The organism is Gordonia jinghuaiqii, from assembly GCF_014041935.1.
GTDB classification, from domain to species: Bacteria; Actinomycetota; Actinomycetes; order Mycobacteriales; family Mycobacteriaceae; genus Gordonia; species Gordonia jinghuaiqii.
Map to the genome: position 1 here is coordinate 2,351,849 of NZ_CP059491.1, position 15,793 is coordinate 2,367,641.

Consider the following 15,793-nt stretch of genomic DNA (forward strand, 5'->3'; position numbering starts at 1 on the left):
TGGACGTTCCTCCAGAGTGAAGGAACTTCAGAAGTGGCACAATATTCATGAAGAAGATTCTCAGCACGGCCATCCTTGTGAAGATGGTTCCAGTCAGGAGCGTCAGATGCCCGCCACACCGAAGGATGTTCAGACCGGAGAGCTCGATGCCATCGATCGGGAATTGCTGCGGGTGCTGCAATCCGACGCGCGGCTGCCCAACAGTGAACTGGCCCAACGGGTCGGCATCGCGGCGTCGACGTGCCACGGTCGGATGCGCAGGCTCGTCGACCTCGGGGTCATCCGCGGGTTCTTCGCCGACGTCGACCCGGCCGCGGTCGGGCGGCCACTACGGGCGATGGTCGCGGTCAGCCTGCAAGCCGACGCCCGGGGACAGATCCGGCAGTTCGTCGGTGAGATCGCCACCCACGACGAGGTGATCGACGTGTTCTTCCTCGCCGGTACCGACGACTACCTCCTGCACGTGGCCACCGCCGACACCGAGGCGCTGCGGCACTTCGTCGAACGGCTCAACGGACGACGCGAGGTCGCGGGGACGACGACGTCACTGGTGTTCGAGCACCGCCGCGGAGGTGCGCCGATCTTCTGAGTTCGGCCGCGCCACTAGACTGAGCCCGGCAACGGTCGGGATGAGCAGCGGTCGAGAAGAAGAGGATGGACATGAGCGGTATCAAGGTGGGCGTCCTGGGCAGCCAGGGCAAGGTCGGGCAGGCGATCGTCACCGCGATAGAGAACGCCGACGACCTCACCTACACCGTCGGCGTCGACAAGGGTGATTCGCTGGAGTACTTCACCGACACCGACACCCAGGTGGTCGTCGACTTCACCCACCCCGACGTCGTGATGGACAACCTGAAGTACCTCATCGCCAACGGCATTCACGCCGTGGTCGGCACCACCGGCTTCACCGAGGAGCGGCTCGACACCGTACGCGGGTGGCTCGCCGACAATCCCGGCGTCGGCGTGCTGATCGCCCCGAACTTCGCGATCGGCGCGGTCCTGTCGATGCGTTTCGCCGCGCAGGCCGCCAAGTACTACGACTCCGTCGAGATCATCGAACTCCACCACCCGAACAAGGCCGACGCGCCGTCGGGGACCGCGTACCGCACCGCCGAACTCATCGGCCGCGCACGGGCCGAGGCCGGCGTCGGACGGAGCCCCGATGCCACGACCGAAGAGCTCGACGGCGCGCGCGGCGCGGTGGTCGACGACGTGCGTGTGCACTCGGTGCGTCTCGCCGGACTCGTCGCACACCAGGAGGTGCTGCTCGGTACCGCGGGCGAGACCCTCACCATCCGTCACGACTCGCTCGACCGCGCGTCCTTCGCTCCGGGCGTGCTGCTCGGTGTGCGAAGCATGGCCGACCGTCCGGGACTGACCATCGGCCTCGAAGAACTGATGGACCTCTGATCCCCATGGGTGATGACGGCACGCACGACGAGGGCAACCACACCGGCGACACCGAGGGTGGCGCGCCGCAGCGGGGTCCGAAGAAAAAGGATTCGCGGCCGATCATCTGGATGATCGGCTTCCTCGTCGTCGCCCTCATCGTGTACTTCGTGCTCCTCGGGTGGCGCGGTATCCAGCTGGTCGCGTCGGGCTCGCCCGCCGGCATCGGGTTGGGGATCGGCGTGATCGTGCTGCCCATCATCGGGGCCTGGCTGATCTACGCCACGCTGCGCGCGGGACTCGAACACCAGAAGCTGGCCGCGATCATGGCCGACGAGGGGCGCGAGCTCGACATCTCCCAGATGCCCCACCGGGCGTCGGGGCGTATGGAACGCGACGCCGCCGACGAGCTGTTCGCCCAGGTCAAGGCTGAGTGGGAGGCCGACCCGCACGACTGGCACAACACCTACCGCATCGCCCGCGCCTACGACTACGCCGGCGACCGTGGTCGTGCCCGCGCGATGATGAAACGTGCTGTCGCGCAGTATCACGGGCGAGACCAGTAGCGGTCGTGTGAAAGGGAGAGCTCCGTGAGTCGACTGCTGATCGTGCACCACACTCCGTCACCGGCGTGTCAGGAGATGTTCGAGGCCGTGGTGTCCGGGGCGACCGACCCGGAGATCACCGGTGTCGAGGTGGTCCGCCGCGCCGCTCTCGCCGTCACCGCGACCGACTTCCTGGAAGCCGACGGCTACATCCTCGGCACCCCGGCGAACCTCGGTTACATCAGCGGCGCACTCAAACACGCCTTCGACGTGAGCTACTACCAGATCCTCGACTCCACACAGGGCCGTCCGTTCGGCGTGTACCTCCACGGGAACCAGGGGACCGAGGGTGCGGTGAAGGCGGTCGACGCCATCACCACCGGACTCGGTTGGACGAAGGCGGCCGAGTACGTGGCCGTCTCCGGTGCGCCGAGCAAGGACGACCGCGAGGCGTGCTGGGAACTGGGTGCGACGGTGGCTGCGCAGCTGATGGGCTGACGCCCGAGTGTTCCGCGGAACACTCGGACGCCTTGGTGACCTGCAGAATTGTCGGTGCCCCGCGATACGTTGATCGCAGATCAGTTCGATCAATCCGTGGGGGATCTCGGTGACTGTCACTGCTTTGCATTCTCAGGACGACGCGTCGACGGTGTTCGACGACGCGTCGCCGGCATCGCTGTCGGACGATGCGTTGGAGAGTCGGGTGATCGGGTATGCCGCCCAGATCACGGCACTGACCGCTCGATTCCTCTCCCTGGTGGCCGAGCTGGATCAACGGCGGTCGTGGGCGGGGCCGGGGATCCACTCGTTGGCGCAGTGGCTGTCGTGGAAGGCCGGGATCTCGCTGCGGACCGCGCATGAGCAGGTTCGCGTGGCACGCGCCCTGTGTGATCTGCCGGTGATCCGGCAGGCGTTTTCCGAAGGGCGCGTGACTTATTCGAAGGTGCGGGCGTTGACGCGGGTCGCCACACCGGAACGCGAACCGGAACTGGTCAACCTGGCGGTGTCGTGTACGGCCGAGCAGGTCGAGCGCACGGTGCGGGCGATGCGACACATCGACCACGAGAGTGGAACCGGCGACGCTGCCAAGCCGGTCGAGTCGTCGGGCCGATGGAAGTGGAATGCCGACGGCACGCTGTCGGTGTCGTTGACCCTCTCACCGCTCGACGGAGCCCGGCTCCTGGCCGGCGCCGTGAGAGCGGAGTACGAGCGCACCCGGACATGCGAAGATCCGGATCTTCCTGCGCTGTCGAGTGTTCCGCGGAACACTCCGGGCGACTCGATCGACGACGTCCAGCCCGGCGAGACCGACTCCGAGGTGACACCTGCAAACCGGCGGGACCTGTGGCGGCAACTCCCCACGAACCTGGCGCCGGCCATGGTCGCTATGGCCGACATGGTGCACGACGGGATCGCGATGCCCGACCTCGCTCCGGGTGCCGAGATCCTGATCCACACCGGCGCCGGCGTCGAGGATCCGCATCTCGACAACGGTCCGGCGCTGTCGCACTCGGAGGTCGAGGAGGCCGCATGCGGGTCGACGACCCGAGAGGTGTTGTCCAGCAAAGTTCCTGGACGTCCGGGCAAGTTGGCGTTGCTGGGGGTGGGGCGTAAGTCGCGGACGCCGAACAAGGCCCTGATCAGGGCATTGTTCCTGCGGGACCGGTGCTGCCAGACGCCCGGGTGCGGGCGTACCCGGCACCTGCACGCCCATCACGTGGAGTTCTGGTCGGCCGGTGGGCGGACCGACCCGGACAACCTCATCCTGCTGTGCGGGACGTGTCACCGTGCGCTGCATCGGGGTGAGTTCTCGATCACCGCGCATGGGCGGCAACGATTCACGTTCCGGCATCCCGACGGAGTGGAGATGGTGCCGAGTCCGCCGACCCGGGCGCCGGGCCGCTGGCAACCCGACGGCGGGATCGCGGCGGACGCGACCGTGCCGGTCGGTGGTGGAAAGCTCGACCTCGGGTATGCGACCGAGGTGATGTATGCGGTGTGGGAGTGGAAGGAAAGCACCGCGAGTCAGGCGCCGGCAGCGGCCTGACGTCCCGGTTATCTGGCGGTCAGCTTGATGATCGGTAGTTCCCGATCGGTCTTCTCCTGGTAGGCGGCGAAGCGCTCGTTCTTGCTGATCTGAGTCCAGGCCTGCGCGCGTTCGTCGCCCTGGAGCTGCTGGGCGCGGACCTCGACGGTCTTGCCGTCGACCTCGATCCGGGCTTTGTCCGGATTGGCCTTCAGGTTGTGGTACCAGCCGGGGTTGTTCGAAGCGCCATTGGCAGACGCCACGATCAGCCAACTGCCGTCGGGCCCGGGGAACCAGGCGAGCGGGCTCACCCGTTCCTGACCGCTCTTACGGCCGACGGTCGTGAGCACGAGCGCGTTCATACCGCCGAACTGGCCCTTTCGGCGAACCATCGGGGCGACGATCTTGTTGACGAAGCGCACGAAGGGGCCCTTCGGCACCCGGCCGCCGCGTGTACCTGCTGGGCTCTCGAAACTCATCGGCCTCTCCTTACGTGATCGGGCTCCTCGCGCGCCGACGTTACTGCCGGTACGGCGCTGCGTCTCGCCAATGGGACCGCGGAGGGCAGGCCTACTCGACGTCGGCCAGCAACCGGCTGACCTCGTACTGACGCACCAGGAAAGCCTTCTCGTCGAGCTTCTTGCGTCGCATCCAGCTGGTGACCTCGGTGTTGCACTTGCTCGCGTTGCACGGGCCGCAACACGGGACGACGTTCATAACGGTGTAGCGACCGCCGCGGGAGATCGCCAGCATGCAGTCGCGCTGCATTGCGACGCCCACGGCGCCGCAGTATGCGCACCCGCCCCAGGCCTCCTGGAGTGCGAGCCACTGCGAGTCGGTGAGGTCGTTGTCGCGCGAGGCGACGCGCTTGCGGCGTCGCTTCGCGTAGCGGTTTGCGCGGGTGGTGCTGCGAGTGGCCACGTGAGGAGGATACCCGTCGCACCACATGCGTCACAGCAGTCACACGGTTGCCAGTGGCGTCAGGGGCCAGCGGGAGTGACCAGGAGCAGTCGGCACCACGCGTCGAGCAGCCACTGCGCGAAGCGTTCCTCCGACCATCCGCGGTCGGTCACGAGCATCGAGTAGTACTCCGAGGAGTTCATCGTCCAGACGATGTCGGCGATCTCGTCGATCGTGAGATCGGTGCGCGTCGCGCCTGTCGAGGCGAGGTCCGCGGCGAGCAGCCGCATGTTGTCGGCTCGCCGGCGGGTGATCTCGTCCCACAACCCTCGAAGGTCGGCGTCGGCTGCCGCGGCATCGCGCAGAACGAGAAACAACGGCGCGAGACGACCCTGGATCGCGGTGACCGCCTCGGCATAGACGGCCAGCTTCCGACGCGCATCGATCTCGGCGCGCATACGTGCGACGTAGTCGCGTCGAGCTCCCGGAACCGGGCGATCGGTGCCGGACAGGGCGAGCTCGATCAGTTCCCGGAACAGGGCGGGCTTCCGGCCCACGGCGGTGTAGACCGTATCGGGCACGACGCCTGCACGGCGGGCGATCTCGGCGACGGTGGTCGCCGCATAACCCCGGGTCACGAACAACTCGCGGGCCGTGTCGAGGATGTGCGCACGGGTCTGCGCCGCAGCCGCGCGGCGACGGCTGGCGTCGTACTTGCGGGCGCGTTGACCTGGGACTCGACCGCCGGCCACGGTGTCGGGATTGCCATTGACTGCCTCGGACATCGGACCTAGTCTAGGGGCACAACAATTAATCCGATACAGAGTCGGATGAAATCAGAGGTGCACGATGGCATTCTTCGCATGGACCCAGGACGTCCCGATCGACGCCGAGATGTACGGGGAGATCGCCGATCGGATCGGGGATACCCCGATGCCGGGACTGCTCGTGCATCTCGCGATCGAGAACGCGGACTCGACCGTGAGCTACCTCGATGTGTGGGAATCGGAGCGGAGTTGCTTCGAGTCGCTCGAGAAGGTGGTCCACCCCGCGGTGCACCCGGTGCTCGAGGCGCACGGCATACACCCGCCGGGCGAGCCTCCCCGCACCCCGGCCACCATCCTCGAGGTCCGCTTCGGCGACGGGCGGGCCTTGCGGCCGGGACCGAGCCCGACCGGCGGTGGGCGGGGCTGAGCTGCGGCGAACGGGCCAGGCCCTAGACTGTCACCCGTGAGCACGGCCATTCGCGACATCTCATCGACCGGGACCATCCCGACGCCGTACGAGGACCTCCTCCGGCTCGTGCTGGAGACGGGGACCCCGAAGGCGGATCGCACCGGTACCGGCACCCGCAGTCTGTTCGGTCATCAGCTGCGCTACGACCTCGCCGCGGGCTTCCCGCTGATCACCACCAAGAAAGTGCACCTCAAGTCGATCGTCTACGAATTGCTGTGGTTCCTGCGCGGGGACTCGAACGTCCGCTGGCTTCAGGAACGCGGCGTCTCCATCTGGGACGAGTGGGCCGACGAGAACGGCGAACTCGGCCCGATCTACGGGGTGCAATGGCGTAGTTGGCCGACGCCGTCGGGTGAGCACATCGACCAGATCTCCGCTGCTCTCGACCTGCTCAAGACCAACCCGGATTCACGGCGCAACATCGTCTCGGCGTGGAACGTCGGCGAGATCCCGCAGATGGCGCTGCCGCCCTGCCACGCCTTCTTCCAGTTCTACGTCGCCGACGGGAAACTCTCCTGCCAGCTCTACCAGCGCAGCGCCGACCTGTTCCTCGGCGTGCCGTTCAACATCGCGTCGTATGCCCTGCTGACCCACATGATGGCGCAGCAGGCCGGCCTGGAGGTGGGCGAGTTCGTGTGGACCGGCGGGGACTGCCACATCTACGACAACCACGTCGAGCAGGTGAATCGGCAACTCTCGCGCGACCCGTACCCCTATCCGAAACTCGAACTGCGCAGGCGGGATTCGATCTTCGACTATGAGTACGACGACATCACCATCGTCGGCTACGAATCCCACCCGGGCATCAAGGCGCCGGTGGCGGTGTGAGTTCCGACCCCTCCGGGGCGGTCATCGCGCCGCAGGTGCGGCTGGTGTGGGCCCAGGCTCGGGACGGCGCGATCGGTCGCGGCAACACGATCCCGTGGCGCGTGCCCGAGGACATGGCGCGCTTCAAACAGCTGACTCTCGGCCACCCGGTCGTGATGGGCCGCAAGACCTGGGATTCGTTGCCGCCGCGGTTCCGGCCGCTGCCCGGGCGCGAGAACATCGTGGTGACACGCAACGCCGACTGGTCGGCCGACGGGGCAACCGTCGCACGATCGATCGACGAGGCCCTGGCCCTCGCCGGTGACGTCGAGACCGTCGGAGTCATTGGTGGCGGTGAGATCTACCGTGCGGCACTGAAATTCGCCACCGAGCTGTGTGTCACCGAGATCGACGTCGACGTCGAGGGCGCCGACGCCTTCGCGCCGGAGATCGCCGGGGAGTGGACGCCGGTACGCACCGGCGACTGGTCGATCTCCACCACCGGGACGCGCTACCGGTTTGTCGATTACGTGCGCGCCGCCCGCGACTGATGGTTCCGGAACGGCTGTCCCCGGCGCAGGCGCGTCGAATCGCGCTGGCCGCACAGGGTTTCGCCGATCGTGCCCCGGCTCGCAACCCGACCATGGCGCACCTGAAAAGGGTTGTCGGACGAACCGGGCTGCTGCAGATGGACTCGGTCAACATCGCGGCACGCGCCCACTTCATGCCGCTCTACTCCCGGCTCGGCCCCTACGATCCCGAACTGCTGCACCGCGCGGCATGGCAACCGGGCAGACGTCCCCACCTGCTCGTCGAGTACTGGGCGCACGAAGCCGCACTGATCCCGGTCGACCACTGGCCGCTCTTCCGCTGGCGCATGGAGGAATACGCGGACGGGAGATACCACCATAGCCGGGAGATCATGCGCCGCAACCGGTCTCTGGCCGCCGACGTGCGCGGCGTGATCGAGGCGCTCGGAGCGAGCACGCCGCGCGACATCGAGCGGGAACTCGGCATCGAACGCGAGCCCGGCACGGCCGGGAGCTGGTGGCAACGCGGCGAGATCAAGCATCTGTGCGAGGCGATGTTCGCCGCCGGCGACCTCTCGGCGGTCCGCAACGGCAACTTTCTGCGCCACTACGATCTGACCGAGCGGGTCGTCGGGGAGCAGATAGCCGCCCGACGGCCCGATCGTGCTGCTGCGCAACGAGAGCTGGTCGCGCAGGCCTCCCGGTCGCTCGGCGTCGCAACGATCGCCGACCTCGCCGACTACTACCGCATCAAGACCGCCGACGCCCGCGCCGCGGTCGCCGATCTCGTCGACTCCGGTGAGCTGCACCAGGTGTCGATCGACGGATGGCGCGACCCCGCCTACCTCGCCGGCGGGGCAGCGATACCGCGGCGCGTCGAGCGGTCGGCAATCCTGTCGCCGTTTGATCCGCTGGTGTTCTTCCGCCCGCGCGCCGAGCGGATCTTCGACTTCCGCTACCGCATCGAGATCTACGTCCCCGAACACAAACGCGTACACGGTTACTACGTCCTCCCGTACCTCCTCGGCACCGACATCGCCGCCCGGGTCGACCTCAAGGCCGACCGCAAGAACGGCAGGCTGCTGGTGCTCGGCGCGTTCTGCGAACCCGGTCACTCCCACGGTGCGGTCGCCGAGCGACTCGCCGCCGACCTGCGCACATTCGCCGGCTGGCTCGGTCTCGGCTCCGTCGCCGTCGGCGAACGGGGAGACCTCGCGGGCGAGCTGGCGCGGGTGATGGGATGCTGAGCACCGGGAGAGATCGCGAAACAGATGCAGGGTGGGACGAACCGATAGGAGACAAGCGACGATGACCGTGTCGTATGAAGGCAACGACTACCGACTGGTGATGTTCGACCTCGATGACACCCTCGCCCCGTCCAAGAGCCCGCTCGACGACCAGATGGTCACGCTGTTGCGCCGCATGCTCGACGTCAGCCTCGGCTGCATCATCTCCGGCGGCAACTTCACCCAGTTCGAGAAGCAGGTCCTCGCACGGCTCGGCAACTTCGACAGCGTCGGCAACCTCCATCTGATGCCGACCTGCGGAACCCAGTACGTCCGCTGGTCCGGCGCCGAATGGGAGACGGTCTACGCCGAGTTCCTCAGCGACGACGAGAAACAGCGCACACTGGAGGTCCTCGAGACCGGCGCCAGGGAACTCGGGCTGTGGGAGAGCGAGACCTGGGGCGACATCCTCGAGGACCGTGGCAGTCAGATCACCTTCAGCGCGCTCGGACAGAAGGCCCCGGTCGACGCCAAGGCCGCCTGGGATCCGGACGGCGCCAAGAAGGAATCGCTGCGCGCCTACGCCGCCGAGCGTCTGCCCGATCTGGAGGTGCGCAGCGGCGGGTCGACGTCGGTCGACATCACCAAGAAGGGCATCGACAAGGCTTACGGCGCACTGAAGTTGATGGACATCCTGGGCCTGTCGACCGCCGACATCCTGTTCTTCGGTGACCGCCTCGACGAGGGTGGCAACGACTACCCGGTCAAGGCCCTCGGCATCACCTCGATCGCCGTGCACGGCTGGCCCGACACCCACGCCGAGCTCACGAAGATCCTCGACGGGGCCTGACGCGGAATCAGTCGACCGGTCGTCCGACGGGAGCCACCCGCTGCGTCCCGCTCGCCACGGAAAAGGACTTCGCGTAGAACTGGCCCGATCGCGGGTTGGTCTTGTCGTGCACGAAGTACCAATCCATCTGCGTGGCAGCGGGAGTCACCGTCAGCACCGAGTAGCCGTGGGCGTCGAGCTCGCAGAAGCGCACGTGGTGGTTCGCCCCGCGGAACGCGGTGGACAGGGCCACTCCCGCGGTGTCGGGCGGCACATCGAACATGTCGTCGACGTTGGTCGCGGTGACCGAGGTGCCGACCAGTTCGGTGGCGACGCTGCCCGCACCGGGATAGTTCGCGACATCCACCGGGATGTCACAGGCCCACGACGAGTGGATGTCGCCGGTGATGAACACGACGTTGTCGATGCCGTTGCGGCGGATGGAGTCCAGGAGCCGGCGGCGGTCGGCGGCGTATCCGTCCCACTGGTCGGCGTTGTAGGGGATGCCCTCCCTGGGGATCCCCAGCAGCCCGGTGACCGCGCCGGTGGTCGCCGGATCGAGCGGCGGGATGAGGACGGGGGTGATCATCACCGGGTTCCCGACGATCTTCCAGCGGGTCTCCGACGAGGTGAGCCCGTTGGTGAGCCACGACATCTGCGCCCGGCCCATGATCGAGCGGGCGGGATCGTCGATGCTCGCCGATCGGGCGCTCACCTGCAGGTCGCGGTAGGAGCGCAGGTCCAGCATCGACAGCTCGAGCAGCCGCCCGAAGCGGAGGCGCCGGAACAGGTGCCGGCCGGCCGGGTCCACGCCCGGACGGATGGGCATCCACTCGGCATAGGCGCGCAGCGCGGCTCCGCGTCGGCCCTGCCACGACCCCTCACCGGGCTGATGATTCTCCGCACCGGCCTTCCAGGCGTCGTTCGACGACTCGTGGTCGTCCCAGACGGAGATGAACGGAACCTTGCGGTGCAGCGCGGCGAGGTCGGGGTCGGATTTGTACTGCGCGTGGCGGGTTCGGTAGTCGCGCAGCGTCCGGATCTCGTGGCGCGGATCGTGGACGCGGACCGCGCCGGTCTTCCCGGTGTAGCGACCGGTCTGATACTCGTAGAAATAGTCGCCGAGGTGGATCACCGCGTCGAGATCCGGTTGGGCGGCGAGATGGCGGTAGGCCGAGAAGTAACCCGCCTCCCAGTTGGCGCAGGACGCCACGCCGAAACGGATCTTCGCGACATCGGCGTTCGTCGCCGGGGCGGTGCAGGTGCGTCCGGTGGGGGAGGTGGCCCCGGCGGCGGGACCGGAGAGCACCGTGAACCGGTAGTGGTACCGGGTCCGCGGGCTCAGCCCGCCGGCATCGACCTTGACGGTGTGATCGGTGTCGGCCGAGGTCTGGACCTGGCCCGACCCGACGATCGCGGAGAAACCGGCGTCCCGCGCGATCTCCCACTGCACCGAACACGCCGGCCCGATCCCGGAGCCGGGAGTCGACGCCGGCGTCTGGGTGACGCGGGTCCAGAGGATGACACCGTTCGGCAGCGGATCACCCGAGGCGACGCCGTGCCCGAACACCTCGTCGCGCGGTCGCGGGGCCGCCCGCGCCACGACCGCCGGAGCCGCGAGAGCGGTACCGGTGACGACGGCTCCGGTACGCAGGAACGCGCGCCGGGTGGTGCCCGAACCGCGCGCAACCGGCGCTACGGAATCGGGCAATCCTCGATCATCGGGCATTCCCGGATCCGCGTGCATGCAGGGACTTTACCCACTACACGACGCTGGTTCAGGGCGAACCCGAACGCCGGTCGCCGGCTTGAACCGAGGCGGTTCAACGAGGCCGGGGCGGTGGGGGACAATCGACTGTCGGCAGGGCGCGCGGACGTGTGCCGCCGACCGGATGAATCGGAGGAGACCGCGTGTCCGAATTGGTGCCGCTGAAGGTGCAGATGGTGGCCATGACCCAGTTCACCCCGCCGGAGGACGTGCCGTGGAGCACCGACGCCGACGGCGGTGAGGCGCTCGTCGAGTTCGCCGGCCGCGCCTGCTACCAGAGCTGGGACAAGCCCAACCCGCGTACCGCGACCAACGCCGGCTACCTGCGGCACATCCTCGAGGTCGGCCACCTCTCGCTGCTCGAGCATGCGTCGGTGACCTTCTACATCAGCGGCATCTCGCGGTCGTGCACACACGAGCTCATCCGGCACCGGCACTTCTCCTACTCGCAGCTGTCCCAACGGTTCGTCCCCGAACACGACTCCAATGTGGTGGCGCCGCCGGCGATCGTGGGGGACCCCGAACTCGAGGAGCTCTTCGTCGCCGCGACCGACGCGAGCCGCGCGGCCTACAGCGAATTGCTCGAGGCCCTCGAGGCGAAGTTCGCCGACGTGCCGAACGCGATCCTGCGCCGCAAGCAGGCCCGGCAGGCCGCACGCTCGGTCCTGCCCAATGCGACCGAGACCAAGATCGTCGTGAGCGGCAACTACCGGGCGTGGCGGCACTTCGTCGGTATGCGCGCCACCGAGCACGCCGACGTGGAGATCCGGCAGCTCGCCGTCGAATGCCTGCGGCAATTGATGCAGGTCGCGCCCACTGTTTTCGGCGATTTCGAGATCGGCACGCTCGCCGACGGCACCGAGGTCGCCACGTCACCGTTCGTGCTGGAAGGGTGAGGATCGTCACCGGCAGGGAGGCGGTAGCCTTGAGCACCATGAACGCAGTCCAGGAACCGCTGCACGAGCATCCCTTCGGGACGAACGTGGTGGCGATGGTTACTCCCTTCCACCCAGATGGAAGCCTCGATCTGGACAAGGCCGCGGTACTCGCCGACCACCTCGTGTCGAAGGGCTGCGACGGTCTGGTCGTGTCCGGTACCACCGGCGAGTCGCCGACCACGACCGTCCCCGAGAAACTCGAACTGTTGCGTGTGGTCCTCGACGCGGTCGGTGACCGGGCACGGATCACCCAGGGCGCAGGCAGTTACGACACCGCCGAGAGTGTCCGGTTCGCGATCGAATCGGAGAAGATCGGTGCCCATGCGCTCCTCGTCGTGACGCCGTACTACTCCAAACCGCCGCAGGCGGGTCTGCTCGCACACTTCCGGACCGTCGCCGACGCCACCGCGCTGCCGGTGCTCCTGTACGACATCCCCCCGCGCTCGGTGGTGCCCATCGCGAACGAGACGATGCTCGCGCTGGCCGAACACCCGAACATCCGCGGGGTCAAGGACGCCAAGGGCGACCTGCACTCGGCGGCCGGGCTGATCGCCAGCACGGACCTCGAGTATCTCTCCGGCGAGGACGCACTGAACCTGCCGTGGCTGTCGATCGGCGCCACCGGCTTCGTCAGCGTCATCGGGCACCTGGTCCCGGACCGCTTGCGCGACATGCAGATCGCCGTCGAGAAGGGTGATCTGCCGGCCGCCCGGGCGCTCAACGTCTCGATGTTGCCGCTCGTCAACGCGATGGGACGCCTGGGGGGCGTCACGATGGTCAAGGCGGCGCTGCGGATACTCGGATTAGAGGTGGGCGACCCCCGCCTGCCCCAGGTGCCGGCAACCGGCCACCAGATAGAGGAGCTCATCGTGGATCTGCGCGCGGCAGGTGTTCTCGCCTGATGACCGACAGCGAACGCAACGAAGCCGCCGCGAACCCCGCGAGTCCGCGAACCCGTCGTCGGGCCGCGTCCCGCCGCGCCGGGCCGCCCGCGACCCCGCCCGAGAAGACGCCTCCGGTGGCTCAGGAAGCTCCCGCTGTGTCGCAACCTGATGCGCCCCCACAGGATTCGCGCCAGCAGGATTCGCCCCAGCAGGATTCGCCCCAGCAGGAGGCCAAGCGCCCCGCCGCGCCGAAGAGCCGCCGCGGCCGTTCCGATCGGGGTGATTCGCGAAACCGCCGCAACGAGCCCGCGACGCCTGCGCCGGTCGACCGGCTCGGCACCCCGCGACGCCTGCCGAAGGGTGGCCTGCGGATCGTCGCACTCGGCGGCATCGGCGAGATCGGCCGCAACATGACGGTGTTCGAGTACGACGGCCGCCTGCTCATCGTCGACTGCGGTGTCCTGTTCCCGGAGGACCAGCAGCCCGGCGTCGACCTCATCCTCCCGGACTTCCGCTACATCGAAGACCGCATGGATGACGTCGACGCGGTGATCCTGACCCACGGTCACGAGGACCACATCGGTGCGATCCCGTTCCTGCTGCGCCTGCGCGGCGACATCCCGGTGATCGGTTCCAAGTTCACGCTCGCACTGGTCGACGCCAAGTGTCGCGAACATCGGTTGCGCCCCAAGCTCGTCGAGGTCACCGAGGGGCAGAAGACCCAGCACGGACCGTTCGAGTGCGAGTACTTCGCGGTCAACCACTCGATTCCCGACGCGCTGGCCGTCGCGATGCGCACACCGGCGGGCGTCGTGCTGCACACCGGTGACATCAAGCTCGATCAGCTCCCGCTCGACGGTCGCCTGACCGACCTCGCCGGGTTCAGCCGTCTCGGCGACGAGGGTGTCGACCTGTTCCTGGTCGACTCGACCAACGCCGAGGTCCCTGGCTTCGTCACCCCCGAACGTCAGATCGGCGGGGTGCTCGACCAGGTCATCGGCAAGGCCAAGCAGCGGGTCATCGTGGCGTCGTTCGCGAGCCACGTGCATCGCATCCAGCAGATCATCGATGTCGCGCACACCCACAACCGTCGTGTCACCTTCGTCGGCCGGTCGATGGTGCGCAACATGCAGATCGCCCAGGATCTCGGCTACCTCACGATGCCCGACGGGGTGGTGGTCGACCTCGACACCGCCGCGACGCTGCCCGACCACCGCGTCGTGCTGATCTCCACCGGTTCGCAGGGTGAGCCGCTCTCGGCGCTGTCACGGATGGCCCGCGGAGAGCATCGCCAGATCAACATCCGTGCCGACGATCTCGTCGTCCTGGCGTCGTCGTTGATCCCGGGCAACGAGAACTCGGTGTTCGCCGTCGTCAACGGGCTGGCCAAGCGCGGTGCGACGGTCATCACCCAGCAGAGTGCCAAGGTCCACGTGTCGGGTCACGCGTCGGCGGGGGAGTTGCTGTACCTGTACAACGCGGTGCGGCCATCGAATGTGATGCCCGTGCACGGCGAGTGGCGGCACCTGCGCGCCAACGCCGCGCTCGCGGTCGCGACCGGTGTCCCCGAGGATCGCGTGGTGCTCGCCGAGGACGGCGTCGTCGTCGACCTCGTCGACGGCCGGGCCCAGATCGTCGGGCGTGTCCCGGTCGGTCACGTCTACGTCGACGGCCTGTCCGTCGGTGACGTCGGGGAGTCGACGCTCTCCGAGCGCCTCGTGCTCGGCGAGGGCGGGTTCATCGCGATCACCGTGGCCATCGATTCGACGACGGGTCGAGCGGTCAGCACCCCCGAGGTGTCCGGACGAGGCTTTTCCGACGATCCGGAAGCGCTCAAGGAGGCGGCCGACATCGTCAATCAGATCCTGGATTCGCTTGCCTCCGAGGGTGTCAACGACGCCCATCGCATCGCGCAGGGAATCCGGCGTGCCGTGGGCCGATGGGTGTCGACCGCCTACCGTCGCCGGCCGATGATCGTGCCGACCGTCATCGCGGTGGGGGACTGAGTTCTCCCCGGCTCGCTACTCTGGTCGTGTGACTGGTGCTCAGGAGGAAAGATCGGCTCTCGTCGACACCTTGAAGAGGGTGGGGCCCGACGCCCCCACCCTCTGTGAGGGTTGGACGGCCCGCGATCTGTTGGCTCACCTGGTTGTGCGGGAACGGCGGTTGGACACCGGCCCCGGCATCCTCATCCCGGCGTTTGCCGGGTACACCGAGAAGGTGCGGGCGCAGGCTGCGTCGAAGGACTGGGACTCGCTCCTGCGCCTTCTCGCGTCGGGTCCGCCGCTGTACTCACCGTTCAAACTCGTCGACCGGTTCGCGAACCTGACCGAGATGTTCGTCCACCACGAGGACGTGTTGCGTGGCGGTGCCGATCCCGACGGCTCGTGGACACCGCGGGCGTTGTCTCCCGATCTCGAGGCGCAGCTCCGCACCCCGGTGAAGACGATGGCGAGGATGACGCTGAAGAACGTGCCGGCGCGTGTGACGCTGCGCACCACCGACGGTGAGGGCCTCGTGACCGCCGGGTCCGGCGACGACGTCGTGATCACGGGTCCGGTCGGTGAGCTCGTGCTCTTCTCGTTCGGGCGCGCACCCGTCGATGTCACCTTCGACGGCGACGCGACCGCGGTTGCCGCGGTCCAGAACAGTCCCCGAGGACTGTAGATCGGTCACAACTTCGACACGCGACCGGTTGCGTGTGTTGCCCATGTG

Annotated in this window: 18 protein-coding genes; 14 read left to right on the forward strand and 4 right to left on the reverse strand. The window is 67.8% G+C overall.

The window, feature by feature from the left end; genetic code table 11:
• The first annotated feature begins 106 nt into the window (after positions 1-106).
• From H1R19_RS10435 to H1R19_RS10455, 5 genes are all read left to right on the forward strand, one after another.
• Entirely contained in the window at positions 107-589 is a 483-nt protein-coding gene (locus H1R19_RS10435; RefSeq protein WP_219851350.1) for an Lrp/AsnC family transcriptional regulator, read from the forward strand.
• 71 nt (positions 590-660) lie between these two features.
• Positions 661-1,410, forward strand: a complete 750-nt coding sequence (gene dapB, locus H1R19_RS10440) for a 4-hydroxy-tetrahydrodipicolinate reductase (RefSeq protein ID WP_188329075.1) — start codon at positions 661-663, stop codon at positions 1,408-1,410.
• Between the two features lie 5 nt (positions 1,411-1,415).
• Positions 1,416-1,955, forward strand: coding sequence for a hypothetical protein (locus H1R19_RS10445; protein WP_219851351.1), 540 nt, complete (start codon positions 1,416-1,418; stop codon positions 1,953-1,955).
• 24 nt (positions 1,956-1,979) lie between these two features.
• A complete protein-coding gene (locus H1R19_RS10450; protein ID WP_219851352.1) occupies positions 1,980-2,432 on the forward strand; it encodes a flavodoxin family protein in 453 nt (150 codons plus the stop codon).
• 151 nt (positions 2,433-2,583) lie between these two features.
• On the forward strand, positions 2,584-3,981 hold the full coding sequence (locus tag H1R19_RS10455; protein ID WP_219851585.1) for an HNH endonuclease signature motif containing protein: 1,398 nt from the start codon (positions 2,584-2,586) through the stop codon (positions 3,979-3,981).
• An 8-nt stretch (positions 3,982-3,989) separates the two neighbouring features.
• Here H1R19_RS10455 and H1R19_RS10460 read toward each other — a convergent pair whose 3' ends face one another.
• The 3 genes from H1R19_RS10460 to H1R19_RS10470 all read right to left on the reverse strand — a co-directional run bounded on the left by H1R19_RS10460 (position 3,990) and on the right by H1R19_RS10470 (position 5,645).
• Positions 3,990-4,439 carry a nitroreductase/quinone reductase family protein gene (locus H1R19_RS10460; RefSeq protein WP_219851353.1) on the reverse strand — a complete coding sequence of 150 codons (450 nt, stop codon included), beginning with the start codon at positions 4,437-4,439 and terminating at the stop codon, positions 3,990-3,992.
• Positions 4,440-4,530: 91 nt separating this feature from the next.
• Positions 4,531-4,908, reverse strand: coding sequence for an HNH endonuclease (locus tag H1R19_RS10465; RefSeq protein ID WP_219851354.1), 378 nt, complete (start codon positions 4,906-4,908; stop codon positions 4,531-4,533).
• 32 nt (positions 4,909-4,940) lie between these two features.
• Positions 4,941-5,645: a TetR/AcrR family transcriptional regulator gene (locus tag H1R19_RS10470; RefSeq protein WP_219851355.1), complete on the reverse strand. Its 705-nt coding sequence runs from the start codon at positions 5,643-5,645 to the stop codon at positions 4,941-4,943.
• A 64-nt stretch (positions 5,646-5,709) separates the two neighbouring features.
• Here H1R19_RS10470 and H1R19_RS10475 point away from each other — a divergent pair, with 64 nt between their 5' ends.
• From H1R19_RS10475 to H1R19_RS10495, 5 genes are all read left to right on the forward strand, one after another.
• The gene (locus tag H1R19_RS10475; protein WP_219851356.1) at positions 5,710-6,054 is read left to right on the forward strand and encodes a hypothetical protein; all 345 of its coding nucleotides are present in this window, start codon (positions 5,710-5,712) and stop codon (positions 6,052-6,054) included.
• Between the two features lie 36 nt (positions 6,055-6,090).
• A complete protein-coding gene (locus tag H1R19_RS10480; RefSeq protein ID WP_188329091.1) occupies positions 6,091-6,924 on the forward strand; it encodes a thymidylate synthase in 834 nt (277 codons plus the stop codon).
• Between the two features lie 23 nt (positions 6,925-6,947).
• The gene (locus H1R19_RS10485; protein ID WP_219851586.1) at positions 6,948-7,454 is read left to right on the forward strand and encodes a dihydrofolate reductase; all 507 of its coding nucleotides are present in this window, start codon (positions 6,948-6,950) and stop codon (positions 7,452-7,454) included.
• Positions 7,454-8,680 carry a winged helix-turn-helix domain-containing protein gene (locus H1R19_RS10490; RefSeq protein ID WP_219851357.1) on the forward strand — a complete coding sequence of 409 codons (1,227 nt, stop codon included), beginning with the start codon at positions 7,454-7,456 and terminating at the stop codon, positions 8,678-8,680. Before H1R19_RS10485 ends, H1R19_RS10490 begins: the two co-directional genes overlap by 1 nt.
• Positions 8,681-8,741: 61 nt before the next feature.
• Entirely contained in the window at positions 8,742-9,509 is a 768-nt protein-coding gene (locus H1R19_RS10495; RefSeq protein ID WP_188329093.1) for an HAD-IIB family hydrolase, read from the forward strand.
• Between the two features lie 7 nt (positions 9,510-9,516).
• Here H1R19_RS10495 and H1R19_RS10500 read toward each other — a convergent pair whose 3' ends face one another.
• Positions 9,517-11,217 (reverse strand): alkaline phosphatase D family protein, encoded by a 1,701-nt coding sequence (locus tag H1R19_RS10500; protein WP_219851587.1) that lies wholly within the window; start codon positions 11,215-11,217, stop codon positions 9,517-9,519.
• Between the two features lie 182 nt (positions 11,218-11,399).
• Here H1R19_RS10500 and thyX point away from each other — a divergent pair, with 182 nt between their 5' ends.
• Genes thyX through H1R19_RS10520 form a run of 4 tightly spaced genes read left to right on the forward strand, consistent with a single transcriptional unit; the run spans position 11,400 to position 15,745 of the window.
• Positions 11,400-12,152 (forward strand): FAD-dependent thymidylate synthase, encoded by a 753-nt coding sequence (gene thyX, locus H1R19_RS10505; protein WP_188329094.1) that lies wholly within the window; start codon positions 11,400-11,402, stop codon positions 12,150-12,152.
• 38 nt (positions 12,153-12,190) lie between these two features.
• A complete protein-coding gene (dapA, locus tag H1R19_RS10510) occupies positions 12,191-13,096 on the forward strand; it encodes a 4-hydroxy-tetrahydrodipicolinate synthase (RefSeq protein ID WP_188329095.1) in 906 nt (301 codons plus the stop codon).
• Positions 13,096-15,084 carry a ribonuclease J gene (locus tag H1R19_RS10515; protein WP_244970940.1) on the forward strand — a complete coding sequence of 663 codons (1,989 nt, stop codon included), beginning with the start codon at positions 13,096-13,098 and terminating at the stop codon, positions 15,082-15,084. Before dapA ends, H1R19_RS10515 begins: the two co-directional genes overlap by 1 nt.
• Before the next feature lie 28 nt (positions 15,085-15,112).
• Complete coding sequence (locus tag H1R19_RS10520; RefSeq protein ID WP_219851358.1) at positions 15,113-15,745, forward strand: TIGR03085 family metal-binding protein; 633 nt, start codon at positions 15,113-15,115, stop codon at positions 15,743-15,745.
• Positions 15,746-15,793 lie beyond the last annotated feature (48 nt).